Source organism: Pseudomonas sp. SBB6 (genome assembly GCF_024213215.1).
In the GTDB taxonomy this organism is placed as follows: Bacteria; Pseudomonadota; Gammaproteobacteria; order Pseudomonadales; family Pseudomonadaceae; genus Aquipseudomonas; species Aquipseudomonas donghuensis.
Genome location: NZ_JANAVH010000013.1, coordinates 107,193 through 126,504 on the forward strand (window position 1 = coordinate 107,193; position 19,312 = coordinate 126,504).

General features: G+C 63.7%; 9 protein-coding genes. 3 read left to right on the forward strand and 6 right to left on the reverse strand.

The window, feature by feature from the left end; translation table 11 throughout:
- Positions 1–9: 9 nt before the first annotated feature.
- Genes NLX68_RS22385 through NLX68_RS22405 form a run of 5 tightly spaced genes read right to left on the reverse strand, consistent with a single transcriptional unit; the run spans position 10 to position 4,865 of the window.
- Entirely contained in the window at positions 10–1,032 is a 1,023-nt protein-coding gene (locus NLX68_RS22385; protein ID WP_254285842.1) for a polysaccharide biosynthesis/export family protein, read from the reverse strand.
- A gap of 22 nt (positions 1,033–1,054) precedes the next feature.
- Entirely contained in the window at positions 1,055–1,702 is a 648-nt protein-coding gene (locus NLX68_RS22390; protein WP_254285843.1) for a CpsD/CapB family tyrosine-protein kinase, read from the reverse strand.
- Positions 1,703–2,449: a sugar transferase gene (locus NLX68_RS22395; protein ID WP_254285844.1), complete on the reverse strand. Its 747-nt coding sequence runs from the start codon at positions 2,447–2,449 to the stop codon at positions 1,703–1,705. It lies immediately after the preceding gene.
- Positions 2,446–3,516, reverse strand: coding sequence for an NAD-dependent epimerase (locus NLX68_RS22400; protein ID WP_254285845.1), 1,071 nt, complete (start codon positions 3,514–3,516; stop codon positions 2,446–2,448). The genes NLX68_RS22395 and NLX68_RS22400 overlap by 4 nt, the downstream gene beginning before the upstream one ends.
- Positions 3,513–4,865 carry a UDP-glucose/GDP-mannose dehydrogenase family protein gene (locus NLX68_RS22405; RefSeq protein WP_254285846.1) on the reverse strand — a complete coding sequence of 451 codons (1,353 nt, stop codon included), beginning with the start codon at positions 4,863–4,865 and terminating at the stop codon, positions 3,513–3,515. The genes NLX68_RS22400 and NLX68_RS22405 overlap by 4 nt, the downstream gene beginning before the upstream one ends.
- 403 nt (positions 4,866–5,268) lie before the next feature.
- Here NLX68_RS22405 and NLX68_RS22410 point away from each other — a divergent pair, with 403 nt between their 5' ends.
- The 3 genes from NLX68_RS22410 (at position 5,269) to NLX68_RS22420 (ending at position 18,225) form a co-directional block, all read left to right on the forward strand.
- Positions 5,269–6,978, forward strand: a complete 1,710-nt coding sequence (locus NLX68_RS22410) for a sulfatase-like hydrolase/transferase (RefSeq protein WP_254285847.1) — start codon at positions 5,269–5,271, stop codon at positions 6,976–6,978.
- A gap of 879 nt (positions 6,979–7,857) precedes the next feature.
- Complete coding sequence (locus NLX68_RS22415; RefSeq protein ID WP_254285848.1) at positions 7,858–13,044, forward strand: DUF6543 domain-containing protein; 5,187 nt, start codon at positions 7,858–7,860, stop codon at positions 13,042–13,044.
- 75 nt (positions 13,045–13,119) lie between these two features.
- A complete protein-coding gene (locus NLX68_RS22420) occupies positions 13,120–18,225 on the forward strand; it encodes a DUF6543 domain-containing protein (protein WP_254285849.1) in 5,106 nt (1,701 codons plus the stop codon).
- Positions 18,226–18,261: 36 nt separating this feature from the next.
- Here NLX68_RS22420 and NLX68_RS22425 read toward each other — a convergent pair whose 3' ends face one another.
- Complete coding sequence (locus NLX68_RS22425; protein ID WP_254285850.1) at positions 18,262–19,227, reverse strand: LysR substrate-binding domain-containing protein; 966 nt, start codon at positions 19,225–19,227, stop codon at positions 18,262–18,264.
- Positions 19,228–19,312 lie beyond the last annotated feature (85 nt).

Below are 19,312 nucleotides of genomic sequence, written 5' to 3' on the forward strand. Positions count from 1 at the left end.
CGCCTGGGATTAGTTGTTGTCGTTGTCTTTGTTGTCAACGCGATAACCGAAGCTGAAGCCCACTCCCTGGAACAACACCACGTCAGCCAGTTGCCGGGCCAGGTCGCCGGCGCTGGCGAGCTTGGTCTTGGGCACGTAGAGCATGTCGTCCGGCTGCAGGTAGGCGACTTGCGCCGCGCTGGCGTCCAGGGCCTTGTCGACGTTGTAGGGCACGGCCTGCACCTGGTTGCCGTTGCGGCGCATGATCACCACCGAATCGAGCCGCGCCTTGACGTTCGGGCCACGGGCCAGGGTCAGGGCTTCGAGCACCGACACCGGACGGCGGATCGGGTAGGCGCCGGGCTGGCCGACTTCACCCAATACGTAGATCTCGTTGACGGCGGTGGACTTGAGCATCACGTCCACGGTCATGCGCCCGGGCAGGTCGGCATAGCGTTTGTTCAGGTAGGTCTGCAGTTGGCTGACGGTCATGCCCTGCAGCGGTACCGAGCCGATTTCCGGAAAGCTCGCCTGGCCGTCGCTGCCCACGGTGATCTCGCGGCTCATGCCGGTGGCGGGGTGGCTGAGGGCGCTTTTCAGGTTCTGCTCGTTGGTCAGCGGGCTGATCACCTGCACGGTGACGTTGTCACGCCCCGGCTGGAACAGGCGCTTGTTGCGGTAGGCCTGCTGGATGGTCCGCCGCGCTTCATCCGGGGTTTGCCCGGCGATGTTGACCGAAGTGTTGGCCCGTGGCAGCTCGATGGTGCCGTCCGGCAGCACCAGCTGGTTGCCGTTGAGCGAGCTGGCCGCCGGGAACTGCAGGCCCACGGTGTCACCGGACTGGATGCGGTACGCCGCCGAACCGCTGGTGCTGATGTGGAAGATCACATCGAGCACGTCCTGCGGGCGTAGCACCTGTTCGCTGCGCGGAAGTTCCGCATCCTGGGCGTTGGCCGGGTTGGCGGTCATGATCTGGACCGGCATCTGCCGGGTGTCTTGATTGGCGCAGCCGGCCAGGGTCAGCAGGCACAGCGCGAACGTCGTGTATTTCATGTGAGGCTCCTGGTCTGCTGGCCTAAAGGTTGTTGTACAGCCACTTGGGCATGTAGTACTTGCGCCGGTTGAACACGCTGCCGATCAGCCTGGCGCCGGCCTGGGTCAGGCGCTGGGCGGCGGCCTGGGCCACTTCCCAGCGGGTGTCTTCGGCGCACACCACGAGGATCACGCCGTCGACCAGGGTGCCGATGATCAGGCTGTCGGCACTGGCGTAAACGGCCTCGCCGTCGATCACCACGAAGCGGTAGTGCTCGCTCATGTGCTTGAGCAGCACACGTAGCAGATCGGGGTTGAGCCGCTCCTTGCCGCGCTTGAAGGTGCCGGCCGGCAGGACGTCGAACGGCTGGTCGGACAGGCGCACGATGCAGTCCTGCATCAGCGGCGGGGTGTCCAGGTCAAACATCAGGTCGTTGAAACCGCGCAGTTTATGCAGGTTCAGTTGCTGGCTGAGGTTGTTGTTGCTGGGGCTGCTGTCGACCAGCAACACCGGGCCACCGCTCATCAATGCCAACTGGCTGGCGAAGGCCAGGGCGCTGGTGCTGGTACCGCTGCCGGCGTTGGCAGCGGTGAGCAGCAGGATGCGCTGGTCTTCGTCGAGCACCGTGGAGGTCAGGTTGGTTTCGCTCGGGGTGGCGATCGTCAGACTTCTTGAAGTAGAACCGTCCATTCAACTTGCTCCGTGGCCGCTGAAGACTTTGAAGGGAGTCTTGAGGAGGATCTTCAGATCCAGCATCAAGCTCTGTTCGTTGATGTAGCTCAGGTCCAGTTCGACTCGCTGGTCGAAGTCTATGTCGCTGCGTCCGGAGATCTGCCACAGGCCGGTCATGCCGGGGTAGATGCTCAGGCGAGCGAGGTGGTTGTCTTTGTAGCGATAGGCGTTGAACGAGGTGGGGCGCGGGCCGACCAGGCGCATGTCACCGCGCACCACGTTGAACAGGTTGGGCAACTCGTCCAGGCTGCTGCGCCGCAGCCACTGGCCGATCGGGGTGACGCGCGGGTCTTTGTCGATCTTGAAATCGATGGCATCGGCGCCGTGCTTGTTCAGGTGGCGCACCGAATCCTTCAGGGCTTCGGCATTGGCGACCATGGTGCGGAACTTGTACATGCCAAACGTACGGCCGCGGTAGCCGGTACGCTTCTGCACGAAGAACACCGGGCCGGGGCTGCTGAACTTGACCAGCACGGCCAGCGTCAGCAGCAACGGCGAAATCAGCAGGAGGATACACAGGGCGCCAAAACAGGCGACCACCCGGTTGGTGCGCGACAGGGTCCAGGGACGCCCGCCAGCGCGGCCGGTCATCCAGCCACGGCCTTGCATGTGAATCGCCGCGTCGAGGCGCTGGCGATGCGCGGGGTCCATGCGCTTGTCTTGATACAGTGCCTGCAGTTGCGCACTTTTGGGTTGTCCTGTCATACCGCCCTCCGCTGATGCACGGGCGCCTGCCCGTTTGCCCGCACTACGTCCTGATCAGGTCGCGGGTAGTACTGATGAAACCAGGCAATGAAACGCCCGAGCCCTTCATCCAGAGAAACCTGGGGAGTGAAACCGGTGACCTGCTCCAGCGTGCTGACATCGGCACAGGTGGCCAGCACATCGCCCGGTTGCAAGGGCAGCAGCTCGACCTCGGCCTTGCGCTGCAGGTGTTTTTCCAGCAAGGCCACGTAGTCGGTGAGCTCCACCGGGCGCTGGCCGCCGATATTGAACAAGCGCCACGGCGCCGGGCTGCTGGCCGGGTCCGGATGCTCGCGGTCCCAGGCCGGGTTGGCTTGTGGCGCCAGCGGGATCAGGCGCACCAGGCTTTCAACGATGTCGTCGATGTAGGTGAAGTCGCGCTGGTGCTGGCCGTAGTTGAACAGCTGGAGCGGCCGGCCCTCGGCAATCGCCCGGGCGAACTGGATCGGCGACATGTCCGGGCGGCCCCAGGGGCCGTACACGGTAAAGAAGCGCAAGCCGCTGGCGGGGATGCCGTACAGGTGGCTGTAGCTGTGGGCCATGGCCTCGTTGGCCTTCTTGGTCGCGGCATACAGCGACAGCGGATGGTCGACGGCATCTTCGACCCGGTACGGGATATGTTGGTTGGCGCCGTACACCGAGCTCGACGAGGCATACAGCAGGTGCTGCACCGGATGGTGGCGGCAGCCTTCGAGAATGTTCAGGAAACCGCTGAGGTTGCTGTCGATGTAGGCCCTTGGGTTTTCCAGCGAGTAGCGCACACCGGCCTGGGCCGCCAGGTGAATCACCACCTCGGGTTGCTCGCTGGCGAACAGTTCGGCCGTGTCGACGGCATCGTTCAGGTCAAGGCGGTACAGGGTAAACGCGCCGGCTTCGGCTTCGACCCAGCGCACCCGCGCTTCTTTGAGCGCCGGGTCGTAGTAGTCGTTGAAGTTGTCCAGGCCGATCACCTGATGGCCGTCGCGCAACAGCCGCAGGCAGCAATGAGCACCAATGAAACCGGCGGCGCCGGTGACCAGGATCTTCATGGCGCGGGTACCTCGGGCTGGACCTGGCGCAGGCCGATGCCGCTGTAGCTCAGGCCGAAGGTGGCGACCTGATCGGGGTTGTACAGGTTGCGTCCGTCGATGATCAGGCGGCTGCGCAGCTTCTTGGCCAGCAGGGCGAAGTCGACCACGCGAAAATTCTTCCATTCGGTGCAGATCACCAGGGCGTCGGCGTCTTCCAGGGTGTCGTCGCGGGTGGCGCACAGTTGCAGGTCTTTGCGGTAGCCATAGAGGCGCCGGCATTCGGACATGGCTTCCGGGTCGAAGGCGCACACGGTAGCGCCTTCGGCCCACAGTGCTTCCATCAGGTAGCGGCTGGGCGCTTCGCGCATGTCGTCGGTGTTGGGCTTGAAGGCCAGGCCCCAGACGGCGATCGACTTGCCGGCCAGGCTGCCGGGGAAACGCTGCTTGAGCTTGGCGAAGAGGATCTGCCGTTGGGCGTCGTTGACGTCGCTGACACTCTGCAGCAAGCGCAGGGGCATCCCGCTGCGTTCGGCAGTGTGCAGCAGGGCGCGCAGGTCTTTGGGGAAGCACGAGCCGCCAAAGCCGCAACCGGGGTAGATGAAGTGGTAGCCGATGCGCGGGTCGGAGCCGATGCCCTTGCGCACGGCTTCGATATCGGCGCCCAGGTGTTCGGTGAGGTTGGCCAGTTCGTTCATGAAGCTGATGCGCGTGGCGAGCATGGCGTTGGCCGCGTACTTGGTCAGCTCGGCGCTGCGGTTGTCCATGAACATGAGCTTTTCATGGTTGCGGCAGAAGGGTGCGTAGAGCTCGGCGAGCTGGTCGTGGGCCTGGGCATCCAAGGTGCCGACGATGATCCGGTCCGGGCGCATGCAGTCTGCCAGCGCGCTGCCTTCTTTAAGGAACTCGGGGTTGGACACCACACGCACCTTGAGCGCGCCCTTGCCCAGGCGCTCCAGTTCTTCGCGGGCCAGGGCGGCGACCTTGTCGGCGGTGCCGACCGGTACGGTGGACTTGATGATCAGGGTGCGGTCGGCCGCCATCAGCCCGGCGATTTGCCGGGTCACCCCCAACACATGGGAGAGATCGGCCGAGCCGTCTTCATCCGGCGGCGTGCCGACGGCGATGAAGATCAGTTCGGCGTGGCTGATGGCATCACTGGCCTGAGTGCTGAACAGCAGGCGGCCTTCCTTGATGTTCTCCTCGAGCATGCTCGAGAGGCCGGGTTCGCTGATTGGCGGTACGCCTTGGCGCAGTTGGCTGATCTTATGGGCATCGACATCGACGCATAAAACCCGGTGTCCTACGTCTGCAAGGGCTGCAGCTTGTACAAGACCGACATAGCCGGTGCCAAATACACTCACGTCCATGTCGGCGTGCCTCGTATGGAGTAAGGAGGATGAAACAGTGGTGTGATTTCGGTATAGCCCACCCGTGGGAAATTGTGTCAATCAAATGGCATGTTTCGTCGAATTTACAGTCTCTACGATTTAGGCTTTTTGCTATCAAGCCGTTCTAAATCCGAGGGTTAGCATTGCTAAGCACTGGCCAATTGCCGCATCGCAAAACGATGAACGGTCGGAGGCCGTGATAAACAAGGCGTTTACCGATGCGACGGTTACGCGAATGCAACGTTTTCGCGTTTTTGAATTGTCAGAATTGGCGTCGCCAAGATGGGTCAGAAAATTGACGTTGTTCCGGTTTGCGCTTTGGTGGAGCACTGCTAACGTGTCAATGTCCGGGGTGATTGCACGGTTTTCGGGTGAGGACGAGATGCACAGATATTTCAAGGAACTGCTGCTCGCGCTCTATCTGTTGAGCAACTACCCGTATTACCTGGAGCGCTTTGAGGCCATCGGCCTGAGCCCGGTACTGTTGTTGTATGTCGGCGTACTCGTGCTACTGGTGCTGGCCTTGCTGCTAACCGCGAACATTCGCCAGGCCTGGTTGCGCTGGGGCTTTGCAGTGGTGTTTAGCGCCAGTGCGGTGTTTTTCGATGCCTACACGCGCATTACCGCCGACTACCTGACCTACAGCGGTTTTATCTCGATGGTTTACTCCGGTGGCTTTATCGGGGAAGCCATCGAGCAGTACCACAGCGTGATCCTGCAGGTGCTGGGCTGGTCGCTGCTGTTGCTGCTGGGCCTGGGGCTCAAGCCACGGCACCGCGTGCCAGGGCACAACGTATTGCCTTGGGCGGCGCCGCTGTTGGGCATTGGCTTGCTTACCGCGATCCTGTTCGTGCGCGCGGGTGAGGGCGCCCGCGGCCTGCCGATCATGTACACGCCGCTGGCCTACGCCAACCTGATGCTCTACGAGTCGCTGCACGACAGCGTCGGCCCGCGCGCGCCGGTGACCCTGGCCCGCAGCGGCGCGGCCCTGGCCCGGGACATCGTGCTGATCATCGATGAAAGCGTCTCGGGCAATTACCTGGACCTGAACACCGCCCATGGCGTACGCAGCCAGCTCAACCAGGCACACGCCGGGGTGAGCATCTTCAATTACGGCTACGCCGCCTCGATTGCCAATTGCAGCTCGGACACCAACGTCACCCTGCGCTATGGCGGCACCCGCGACGACTACCTGCGCATCAACTCGACCCTGCCGTCGATCTGGCAATATGCCAAGGCCGCGGGGCTTGGCACCGTGTACATCGATGCCCAGCGCACCGGCGGCAACCTGCAGAACCTGATGAACGCGGCGGAAAAACGCGACATCGACCAGTTCATCCAGTTTGACAGCACCCCGGTGCGCGACCGCGACATGGCCGCAGCGGCCAAGCTCAGCGAACTGCTGGGCGATGGCAAACCGCAGCTGATCGTGATCAACAAGGTTGGCGTGCATTTCCCCGTGCACGACAAGTACCCGGACGACTTCATGACCTACCGTCCGGCCTTGCCGCGCGGGCAGTACACCGACATCACCGATACCGGCCGGCGCGATGGCTTTAACGGCCAGCCGCAAGACTGGGTGCTGTACCGCAATTCGTACATGAACAGCCTGTTGTGGAACGTTGGCGAGTTCTTCAACCGCTTGTTCGCCAACGCTGACCTCAGCCAGGCGGTGCTCATCTACACCTCCGATCACGGTCAGGACCTGCACGAACGCGGCAACCCCGGGCTGAATACGCACTGCGACAGCAACCCGGTGGACGAGGAGGGCCTGGTGCCGCTGGTGGTGATCCAGGGCCAGGGTTTGCAGACCCTCGATTGGCAGGCGCACCTGGCGAGCAACAAGGATCGTTCCAGCCACTACAACATTTTCCCGACCCTGCTGCAGCTGCTCGGCTACGACCCGGCCGGCATCGCCGCGGTGTACGGGCGCTCGCTGGCGGTGCCGACCGATGACCCGTTCAGCTTCAACACCCGCTTCAATGCCCGCCTGGGGGCCAAGCCGGTGTTCAAGCATATCGACCTGAGCGAGGTGGTGACGCCGGGCCAGGGCTTGCCGTCGCCCCAGATGCCGGTGGGCAAGGCTGATTAAAAGGCTCTTCACGGAACCCGGGGGCTATGATCCTTGGGTTGGGTTGGGTTGGGATGTTGAGGCTGCGGGCTTATCCATTCGATGTGGCGCTGCTGCTGGCCCCTTCCGCCTTTACGGCGGGTCCCTTTTGTCTTGGCAAAAGGAACCAAAACCGCTTGCTCCTGCATACGGCCCTACGCTGCGCTTCGGGTCCCCTCGCTACGGCACCTTCCGGGGCATCGCGGCCTACGACTTGCTTCGCCAAGTCTACGTCTCGCGTCTTCGGCTGACGCCGAAGGTGCTGCGCACCGCCCCTACAGGCACCTCCGCTCGGCCTCCTGAAGTCGCTTTTGGCGGCGCCTGGAATTACGCGCATGAAGATCAAGATCAACATCAAGATGAAGCAAGTCGCTCCTCGCTTCAGCGTCAGCTTGGCGCCGCCATAATCTGCTTTCGCAGATACGCTAGTGCAGGCGCCGCCCGTAACTTCGCGACTTCAGGAGGCTGAGCGTAGGTGTCTGGAGGGGGCTGGTGCGCAGCACCCTTCGGCCTAGGCCGAAGTCGCGAGACGTAGACTTGGCGAAGCAAGTCGTAGGCCGCGATGCCCCTGGAAGGCACCGTAGCGAAGGAACCCGGAGCGTAGCGTAGGGCCGTATGCGGGAGCGAGCGGTTTTGGTTCCTTTTGCCAAGACAAAAGGGACCCGCCGTAAGGGCGGAAGGGGCCAGCAGCGGCGCCACATCGAATGGATAAGCTAGCAGCCTCAACATCCCAACCCAAGGTTCATAACCCCCGGGATTGCGTGAAGAACCGATTAAAACGCGGGCAGTAGTTATGTAACGCCTGGGAACCCATCAAGTCGGGTTACCTGCGGATCCACTCCATCCGCAGGTAACCTGGCCATGTCCGATACCCCTGAACCATCCGCCGTCATCTTTCACCACAAGCGCCTCACCGACGTCTTGCGCCCCAGGCTCGAGCATTTCAATCGCAACAACCTTCAGGCGCTGCTGCACAGTCAGCAGGCGATTCATGCTGACCGCCAGGGCCAGCCCCATGCCTGGTTCGATGACAGCGAGCCACAGCAGCGCAAGGCCCTGCTCGATGCAGCGAAGGCGCAACAAGACGCGCGCTGGCGCCTGGCCGGGACATTGTCCGGGCTGCAGAGCATCACCCAGTTCGCCACCCCCTTGCTGACCCGGGCATTGCTTGACCTGCACGGCCTGCAATTGGACGTGACCCGTGCCCAGCTGCACCGTTGGGCCCGCGAATCGGTGGACGGACGGCCAGTGATCAAGGGGCCGGAGCGACGGGCCAGCCTGCTGGAAGCGGCGTTGCAGAGCTTCGCCGCCAATGAGGACTTTCACTTCAGCTACATCACCCGCGAGGGCCAGGCGGCCGACACCCTGGCCTTGACCGGCAAGGATTTCGCGGCCTTGTGCCGTGATCTCGATCTGGGCCGGCGTTATCAGCAGCACTTGCAACAGGTCTTTGACGAGGCGGGCAATACGCAGCAACTGCGTGAGCAGATGAGCGAAGCCACCCGCGCCGATTTCCAGCTGCTGGTGCAACGGGCCAGGATGAAAAGCGAAATCAGCGCCTCGGCCCATGCAATGCTGCAGGCGCTGCTCAAGGGGATCCCGGCCATGCTCGACGGCAGGCCGGTAGTGTGCCGTCGCCTGGCCATCCTCGGCTGCGAGCTGGCTGATGTGCTGCTGATCGGGCCACAAACGGCTGGCAGCGACGTGACAGAACGTTGTGTGGCCTGGATCGCCGGTGCGCCCCTGGCACCGTTGAAGGAGTACAGCTCGGCCAGCGCCTTCGCCAAGGACCTGGGGATCAGCCTGCAATCCACCGAGTACAGCCGTGCCCTGGCGGCCAAGGTGCCCCAGGCGCTCAAGGGGCAATTCATCCGCCGCCTGGAGCGCACGCTGTTCGAGGTGCGTTTTCAGGGCAACGAACAGATTCGCCAGGCCATTGCCCGGCCGCGCCTGGCGGTCAGCGAGCGCATTGTTCAAGGGCCGCTGTGGGCGAAGCTGCAAACCTTGCAGGTACGCAGGCTCCAGGCTAATGCCCGGGTGCTGGCGGTGCCGACCGGTGATGAAGACTACCAGGCACGGCTGCGGCGCCTGGACAGCTGGTTGGGGATTGCCCTGGATGTACTCAACGCCGCCGCGTTCGTGGTGCCCGGCCTGAATGAGGTGATGCTGGCGGTCACTGGCGCGCAGTTGATGGGCAACCTGTTCCAGGGCGTCCACGCCTGGGAAGTGCATGAAACCGCCGAGGTGCTCGCGCAACTGGAGTCGCTGGCCCTCAACCTGGGGCTGTTCGCCGGCCTGGGCGTCGCGGCTGGCGCCTTGCAGCCATCGGCCTTTGTCGACAGCCTGCGCAGCGTCGAACTGGCCGACGGCCAGACGCGCCTGTGGAAAGTCGACCTGAGCGACTATGCCAGCAAGGTGCAGATCCCCGACAGCGTTCAGGTCAATGCCCTGGGCCAGTACTTGCACGAGGGGCGCTACTACCTGCGCCTGCAGGAGCACTGGTACGAGCAGCGCCTGCAGGCCGACAGCGGGCAGTGGCGCCTGGTGCACCCCGCTGACCCGGCGGCCTATGAACCTGTGCTCAGCCACAACGGCCAGGGCGCCTGGCAGTATCAGGGCGAGCAACCGCTGCACTGGCCACGCGGCCAGTTGCTCAGGCGCATCGGGGCACTTGCCGACGGCCTGGATGCCGCACAGCTCGAGCAGGCGCTGCATATCAGTGGCGTCGAGGAACAGGCGCTGCGTAGCGCCCACGTTAACCAGTCGCCAATACCTGCGCTGCTGGCCGATACCCTGCAGCGTATGCAGTTCGAACGGCGCATCACTCGGCTGATCAGCGATGTGCGCGCCGGCTTGCCGCTGCAGCGAGGCATGACTTACCCGGTAGCCCTGATGGTCGAGTTGCCGAACTGGCCCGCCAACCGGGTGCTGGAGGTATTCGAGGGGGCGGAGCTCTGGGGTGCTTCATCCACCTACGGCCTGGAGCGCTGGCCACAAGGGCACGCGATCAAGCTGCTGGCCGGCGATCTCCGTCAAGGCCAATTGCCGGAGAAAGTCCTGGCGGCGCTCGGCGAGGAGGAAATCATTCCGCTACTGGGCAGCAGCGTGGCAACCGCTGATCGCCTGCAGGCCCTGCGCGAAGCCCTGGCCAAGCAAGTGCACAAACGCCGCGGCGCTATCTTCGACAGCTTGAGGCAAGGTACAGCAGGGCCGTCTTCAGCGGGTGTTGCGCTGCTGCTCAGGGACTTCCCCGAGCTGCCCGAAAGCATCGCCCGGGAGATCGAAAGCCAGGCCAGCCTGGCTGAGCATGCCCAGCTCAATCAGGCCGAGGCCCGGCTGCCGTTGCGCCTGGCCGAAGAGGCGCGCCTGTATCAGCAACAAGTGCGCCTGAGCCATGCCCTGGAAGGGCTGCAGTGGTCGGCCCCGCACAACCCGGACAGCCAGCGCCTGGCCCTGGGGCTGCTGGAATCGGTGCCGGGCTGGACGGGTGAAGTGCGTATCGAGCTGCGTGAGGAGGTCGCCAGCGGTCGCTTGCTGGCTAGCATCGGTCGCGCCGATGGCGAGCTCAAGATTCTGGTCGCCAGCGCCGAGCGCTACCGTGCCTATGATGGCCTGGGTAATGAGTTGTCCAGCGGTGAGGACTACGTTGCCGCCATCCTCAGGGCCTTACCGGACGCCGAGCGTCGGGCATTGAGGGTGGATGTCTTTGATGCCGCGCAGTTGCGCACGAGGCTGCAGCAACTGGCGATCGACGATCGCGCCCGGGCCTCGCGTCTGCTCGGCCAGCAACCGCGTAAACCCTGGCACCGCGCACCGCTGCGCCTGGCGGATGGGCGCAGCGGTTATACCCTGGGCGGTGCCTCCAGTATCTTGCGGCCGGAAACCCATCGACGCCTTGGCGTACTGTATCCGGAGTTGAACCGGGAGCAGATCACCCGCCTGGCCGGTGAGTTGCGCCAGAGTGGCCGCGACCTGGCCGAGATCGTCGAGGGGCTGGAGACAGAGTACCGCCAGTTGCAGCTCAAGCTCGACTACTGGCAGCGGTCGGTGCCCGGCAGCCCGACCCGGCGCCTGGCGGCTTCCCGGCTGAAACGGGCCTGGCAGCGGGGAGGGGGCTCGGAAAGCCACAGGCTTGAACTCCAAGAACTGGATATCACCGGCCTGCCGACGCTGGAGGTGCAGTTCAAACACATCACCGAACTTAACCTGCGCGGCGTGGTGGGGCCTACTGGCGTGCGTGGCGGTGAAATTCCGGCACATCTGTTCAGCAGCTTTCCGAAGTTGCTGGCCCTGGGCCTGGTGGGTAACCACTTACCCGAGATTCCGCTGTCGATCAGGCGCTGTGGTGAGCTGGAAGAGCTGGCCCTGGGCCACAACAGGCTGCAGGTCACAGACACCATGTTCCAGCCGCTCCAGGCCCTGCCCAGGCTACAGATTCTGAGCCTGGCCAACAATCAACTGGGGCAATTGCCCGATGCCGCAATCGACGCGTTGTCGAGGCTGCCTGCGTTGACGTACCTGGACCTGAACAGCAACAGCCTGGTGCTTGAAACCCGCCACCTGGAGCAGTTGGCCAACCTTCGCCTGGGCAATCTGAACCTGGCGAACAACCGGATTACCCTTGATGAAGCCGGGGCGGCGGCGTTTCAGAACCTTATTTACCTGCGCAATCTGAACCTGAGGGTAAACCCGCTGATGCGTGCCCCCGACCTGATTATCATGCCCTGGCTGCAAAACGTCGACCTGAGCTTCTGCCAGCTGCGCGAATGGCCAAGCGGGCTCACCGGGCTGATGAATCAACACCAGTTCCAACTGCGTTCGATCAACCTGGCCGACAACCAGATTGAACAGCTACCGCACCTGGCGCAAACCCGCTTCGGCCTGAGCCTGCGCCACATAGGGCCTCGTGGTGATTTGACGCTGCGTCTGGCCAACAACCCACTTAATGCCCAGGCTATCTTGCGTCTGCATGCGCTGGGCCTTACCCATGTGTTCTATGGTGACGCTGCGGTCAACCGGCTGTGGCTCGAAGGCGCCAGCGAGGCGCGCCAGGGTTTGTGGCAGGATTTGTTCGATAATGAGCGTAACCGCCCATTGTTCATCGCCCTGAGCACCCTGGAACGCTCGCAAGCCGCGCAGATCGACGCCGCGCACCTGACCCGACGGGTGTGGAACTTGCTCGAACTGGCAGCGCAGGATGAAGTGCTGCGCAACGACCTCAATGACATTGCGGGCAGTTTTCCCGACACCTGCGGCGATGCCGGGGCGGATGTGTTTGCTGCGCTGGAGGTCGAGGTCATGGCCAACCGTCTTGCCGGACAGGCGCTGGATGACCAAGGGCGTAGCGGTGAGTTGCTGGGGCTTTACCAGCGGCTGTATCGCCGCCATGAAGTGGAGCGAATAGCCGACCGCATCTCCAGTTTGCGCCAACTGCGTAAAAATGCGCTGGACAGCGGCGAGGCATTGCCGGCGCTGGATCCGCTGGACGACATCAGCGACGCCAACCTGGGGTTCACGGTCGACGACATTGAAGTTCGCCTGGCGTTGCGCCGTACCCTGGCGACCCGCCTGGACTTTCCCGAGCCTTCGGACGGAATGCTCTATCGCCACCTGGCCTATGTCAGCGATAGCCTCGCCAGCCGGGTCGAGCGAGAAGTACGCAGGCTCGACGTTGCAGCCAACCGTCAGCAATGGATGCTCGAGCAGCCGGGCTGGGTCAGGTTTCTCAAGCAACGTTTCAAACCGCAGTTCGATGCTTTGACCGATCGTTGGTATCAGGGTACGGAGTACGCCGACCATTGCCTTGACCCGAGCAACCCCACTGTACCGATGCTCGATGCCAGCCTGATCAGCTTCCTGGATGGGCAGGCCGCTGAAGTGGCGTTCATCGAGGCCGGGATCATGGCCCTCAGCCATGATGAAGCGGGCGTTTTGCGCCGGCAGGTGTTCAATGATCACCAGTACACGGTGTTCCTCAACGTGCTGGCCAGGGGGCAGGCAGCCGCCGAACGCGCACTGTTGTTGCAGCTCACGCGCCAGTCTGGTTGAGGCACTACTTATCTAGCACCGTCGTGGCTGACGGTGCTGGTCTCCTGACAGCTCCCACTGTCAGGAGCTTTCCCGATGACACCTGTAACGCAAACCTCGCCACTGATCTACCATCGCGCCTTGATCGGCGCGGCCATTCCCGCCTGGGTCAGCCATCTGGCAGCCAAGGATTTCCAGGCCTTGTTACATAGCCAGCGGCACCTTGCTGATCCCGAGCAATCGCTCGAACTCAAGGCAGCCTTGAAAACTTCGCAGATTGCACGGCAGGCGCTGGCCTTGCAGCTTGCCGGGCTCAAGGGCATCAGCGCGTTCTGCGCTCCATTGCTTGCCCGCACGTTGCGTGAGACCTACAGGCTCGACCTTGACGTACTGAAGGCGCAACTGCACCACGTTGGTTTTGAAACCATTGGCGGGCGCACCGTGCCCAAGGGTGGTATCCACAGCAGCAGCCTGCTTGAGGCGGCCCTGCAGAATTTCAGCGACAACGAGGACCTGGGTCCCTTCAGCTACCTGGCTGACGGGCAGAATCAACCACTGAACCTGACCTGCGCTCAGTTCGTCGCGCTGTGTCGCCAGCTCGACCTTGGCCGGCACTACCAGGAACATCTGCTGCAAGTGCTGGATAGCCCTGGCAGAGCCGCCGGCATGCGGGAAGCGGCCAGGGCCGAGTTTGTCGTGCAGGTACATCGGGCGCGTGGCAATGGCGAAATCACCGGCCAGGTTCTGACCTTGCTGCTGGCGCTGGCCAACGGCGCGGCTGGCGCGTCACCGAAGCTCGATGGCAAACCGCTGGTCTGTCGTCAGGTCAGTGTGCTGGGCAGCGTACTGGAGGGTGTGCTGTTGATCGGCCCGGATCCGACGGCGAGCAACGTCACTGAACGCTGCGTGGCCTGGATTGCCGGTGCGCCGCTGTACCCGATCAAGGAATACTCATCGACCAGTGCCTTTGCCCATGACCTGGCCACCAGCCTGCAAGGTGAAGATTACCGCCAGGCGATCCTCAACGGCGTCCCCCAGGCTGAGCGCCCGGCATTCACACACGCCCTGGACGCTGCGCTGTACGTCGAACGCTATCAGGGCGAAGAAAAAGTCCGCCAGCCGATCCTCAATCCGCGCCTGCAGGTGCAGGAGCATGCGCTTGGCGGCGAACTGTGGAGCCACTTGCAGCGCCTGCAAGTGCGCAGGCTGAAGGCCAATGCCCGGGTGCTGGCGGTACCCACCGCCGATGAAGATCGCGCCGCGCGCCTGGTGCGCCTGGAGCACTGGCTGGACATCGGCCTGAACGTGCTCAACGCCGCAGCCTTTGTCATCCCGGCGCTCAACCCGCTGATGCTGGCGGTTACCGGCGCGCAACTGATGGGTAATATCTTCCATGGGGTAGAAGCCTGGGAAGCCGGCGAAACCGCTGAAGCCCTGGCCCAGGTCGAGTCGCTGGCAGTCAACCTGGGGTTGATCGCTGCGCTGGGTGCGGCCGGCAGCGCTGTCGAGCCGTCGCTGTTTGTCGATGCGCTTGAGCGTGTCGAATTGCCCAATGGCCAAGTGCGTCTGTGGAAGCCCGATTTGAGCGGCTATGAAAGCCCGGTGCAACTACCCGAGCGCCTGGCACCCAATGACCTGGGGCAATACGCGCTGAACGAGCGGCTGTACATTCGCCTGGACGGCAAGCTGTATGAGCAGCGCTACGATGCCGATGGCCAGCAATGGCGCCTCAAACACCCGCGCCAGGGCGATGCCTTCCAGCCTGTGCTCAAGCCGTATGGCAATGGCGCCTGGCAGTTCCCGGGTGAACAACCGCTGCACTGGGAGCGCAGCCAACTGCTGCGGCGCATCGGCGTTCTGGCCGAGGGGCTGGACGATGCCACCCTGGCACAGGCTGCCGATATCAGCGGTATCGACGACGATATGCTGCGGCATATGCATGTCGAGCAGGGGCCGCTTGCGCCGCTGCTGGCCGATACCTTGCAGCGCCTGCAACTGGACCGGCGCATCACCCGGATGATCGCCGATATTCGCAGTGGTGCGGCGCTGGAACCGGGCATGACCTATCCGGTGGCGCTGGTGGTCGGGCTGCCTAATTGGCCGGCAAATCGTGTAGTTCAAGTGTTTAAAGGGCCGGAGCTGTGGGGGGAATCGTGGACCTATGGCCTGGAGCGCTGGCCGCAGGGCCACGCAATCAAGGTGCTGCTCGATGATTTAAACAGCGGCAGGCTGGCCGAAGTGCTGTTGCAGGCCTTTAGCGAGGTGCAAGGCAGCGAGCTGCTGGGCCAGCATCTGCCGGAACCTGCGCGAGTGCCGGCCTTGCGCGAGCAAATGGCCGAGCTGACAGAGCGCAGGCGCAGGGTGGTGTTCGACAGCCTGTATGCCAGTGTCGAACGCTCATCCGATCCGGGGGCCAAGACCCTGCAGCGCGACTTTGCGCTGCTGCCTGATTCACTGGCGCAAGAGATCGCCCGGCACGCCACTGCCCAGGAGCGTGGGCAATTGATCGGCGAGCAGGCGCGGGTGCCTCGGCGCCTGGCTGAAGAAGCCCGGGCCTATCAGCGCCAGTTGCGCCTGAGCCGCGCCCTGGAAGGGCTGGTGTTCACTGCACACCTGGCGCTGGACAGCGAGCGCCTCGGGCTGCAATTGCTGGCAGATTTGCCGGGCTGGAACGCCGACATTCGCCTTGAGTTGCACGAGCAATCGCTGGGCAGCGAAGTGCTGGCCAGCGTCGGTGACGCCGGGGCAGAGCTGCGGTCGTTGCTCAAGTACGATGGCGGCTATCGCGTCTTCGATGCCCAGGGCAATGAGCTGGGCGTGAGCGATGATTTTTTTGCCGCGCTGTTGCGGGCGCTGCCAGACACCGTGCGAAGGTCGCTGGGAGTGGAGATCTACGAGTCCGCGCAACTGCGCCAGCGCCTTGCCCGGCAAGCCCTGGGCGATCGCGCACGTAGTTCGACCCTGATCGGCCAGCAGCCCTCGCGTCCCTGGCTGCAATCGCCGCTTAAATTGGCCGACGGGCGCCGCGGCTACCCATTGGGTGGGGCAGTGGGGACGTTGCGCTCTACCGAGTATCGTCGCTTGAGCGCGCTGTACCCTGAGCTTCGCGAAAGCGAAATCACCGAGATCAAAAATCGGCTGAGGGTCGAGAATGAAGACCTCGCCGCTGCCATCCAGCGCCTGGAGGATGAGTATCGCCAGCTCGGGCAAAGCCTCGATCACTGGGTGGCGCAAACACCCAGCGCTCGCGAGCGGGTGGACCGTGAGCGGCTGCGTGACCGGCTCAAGGCCGCCTGGCGCCGCGTGGGGGGCGACGTCAAGCACGAGCTGGTCCTGTCCTCCTGGGCGCCGGGCGCTTTGCCTGTCATTGAAGCGCGTTTTAGCCATGTCACCCGACTGTTTCTGCAACGGATGGAACTGACGGCAGTGCCGGAGCATTTCCTCTCGGCGTTTCCTGAACTCAGGGATCTGGGTCTGGACCATAACCGCTTGACTGAAATTCCCGTTGCACTCGGCACCAGGACCAAACTGAAATTGCTCGGCCTTGAGGACAATCAGATCAGCGTCAATGCCCGTATGTTCGACCCGCTGCAACCGTTGCGGGCCTTGCAGGTGCTCAGCCTCACCGGCAACCAGATGGCCACGCTGCCCATAGAAGCCATCGGCACGCTGGGCAAACTCGACAGCCTGACCACCCTGGGCCTGCGTGCCACTGGCGTGACGCTTGATGCCGAGCAACTGCAGGCCCTGGCGGCAATCCCGTTGCAGCATCTGGACCTTGCCCGTAACAACATCCAGCTGGACGCGGCCGCTGCCGAAGCCTTTGCAGGCTTGGTGCGGGTGCGCAAACTCAATCTGGGCGACAACCCTCTGGGCCGAGCTCCGCGGCTGGGTACCCTGAGGGCATTGGAGCACCTGAACCTGCGTGGCTGCCACCTCGAAGACTGGCCCGAGGGGCTGTTGGAATTGATGCAGCCGCAGGGGCACCCGTTGCGCACGGTCGACCTGAGCAGCAACGAGCTGACCCAGCTCCCCGACCTGGCAACCACGGCCTTTGGCGCTGACCTGCGTGCCGACGGCCAGCGCAGCCGCTGGATCCTGTTGAACCAGAACCCGCTCAGTGAAGCCGCCGTTACCCACCTGCGTGGCCTGGGAATGCCTTTCAGTCGCCGCGCCAGCGGCCTGGCAGCCGGTTGGCTGCGTGAGGCGAGCGCCGCTCAGCAGCAATTGTGGGACACCTTGTTCCCGGATGATGAGACTTATCGTCCGCTGTTGCTGGTGCTTGACCGGGCGCTGGAGTCCAGCGAGGGCCGGTTCGATTTCAACAATATGTCAGCCAGGGTTTGGGAGCTATTGCGCGCGGCGCAAGGTTCCGATCAGCTGTTCAGCGATCTGCAGGCGGTGGCCGAAGCCTATCCGCCAACCTGCGGCGACGCCGGGGCCGATGGTTTCAGTGCCCTGGAAATCGAGCTGCTTGCCTATCGCCAGAGCCAGGAGGCGCTCGATCCGCTGCAGCGCACGGCGGCGGTGGTCGGGTTGTACGAGCAGCTCTACCGCCGTGACCTGGTCAACTCCCTGGCCCAGCGGATCGGCCTGGCGCGTGATCTGCGCCGCAACGGCCTGCGTGCCGGTACTCGGCCTCTGCCTGACTTTGATCCACTGGATAACCTCACCGACCTGGACCTTGAGCATGAGTCCGATCCGGTGGAGATCCGTCTGCGACTGCGTCAGGCGCTGGCCACCCGGCTCGACTTCCCCGAGCCGTCCAGCGGCATGCTGTTCGCGCACAGGGCGGATGTTGACGAGCGCGTGATCAAGAATGTTGAGCGCAAAGTCCGGCGCCTGAGCACGCAGGTGGACGCAAGGCAGGAATGGATGGCGCTGCAACAGGGCTGGAAACGCTACTTGCGCAACCTGCACGGGCAACGCTTCGAGGCGTTCGAGCAAAAATGGCGAGCTGCAGCGGATTACCTGTTGAGCTGCCTGTACGACTGGCACGAGTTCGACGGGCCGCTGGCGCCCGAGGTGCGCAGCACCGTGCAACAGATCCTGCCCGATGCGCCGGTGGACGGGCAGGGGCAATTGCAACGGTTGCCGCTGTCGGAGGGACGTTACTTCACAGCTGAACGCCAATTGAAAGAAATCAGCAGTGCCGCCGAGCACGGGTTGATCCTCGAGTTGACGCGCAGCAGCGAAGCATAGGGTCGTTGCAAGGTGCTGCCTCCCGCTGGCGTAGGCTCAGCGGGAGGCACGCGCGTTTGCCGGTACCGCGTCCTGGGCATGAAGCGCCCGAAACCCTTCGGCTTCTTCCACCAGCCAGTCATGCACGGCGCGGGCGCTGGGGTGCGCCAGGCCGCCTGGCGGGTAGAGCAGCACATAACGCTTGTGGTTGGCGATCGGCAGGCCGAACGGCACGATCAACGTACCGCGTTCCAGCTCGTCGTTGAGCAGGGTGCGCCGGGCAATCGCCACGCCGATGCCGGCAATCGCCGCCTCAATGGTCAGGTGGTTGCGGTTGAACGTGTGCCCACGGCGCACATCCAGGCCCGTCGCGCCAATCCCTTCCAGGTAGAACTCCCACTCGGCGTACTCCGAACTGCCACGCCAGGCGGTGATGTCGTGCAGCAGCGGATAGTGCGCCAGGTCCGCCGGGCCATGCAGCGGTGGGCGGCCGCGCAGCAGGGAGGGGGCGCAGACCGGGAAGATCTGCTCATCGAGCAGGGGCGTTGAATGCATACCCGGGTAGCTGCCGTCGTTGAGGTCGATGGCCAGGTCGAAGTCGCCTTCATGCAGGGCCTGGCTGCTGTCTTCGGCCACCAGGCGCAGCTGGATGTCCGGGTAGCGTTGCTGCAGGCGCGGCAGGCGCGGGGTCAGCCATTTGGCCAGGAACGACGGGATTGAGCGCAGGCGCAGGGTGCCGCGGATTTCGCCGGCATCCAGGCGGCGCAGCTCGGCATCGATGCTGCCATAGGCTTCGCTGACGGTTTGCGCCAGGCGCTGGCCCTCGGCGGTCAGTTCCACGCCGCGGGCGCGCCGCAGGAACAGGCGAAAGCCCAGGCGCTCCTCCAGCTGGCGGATCTGCTGGCTGACCGCGCCGGGGGTGATGTGCAGTTCTTCGGCGCAGCGGGTGAACGACAAGTGCCGCGCCGCACAGGCAAACACATGTAGCCAGACGTACATCTGGCCATTCATTTGTCGCTTCATTGTTTAGTTCTGCTAAAGGCTTGCTTAGAAAGTTTCGTTGGTCAACACGGCAGTGACCGGGCAGTATCGCGCAACTTAGCGACAT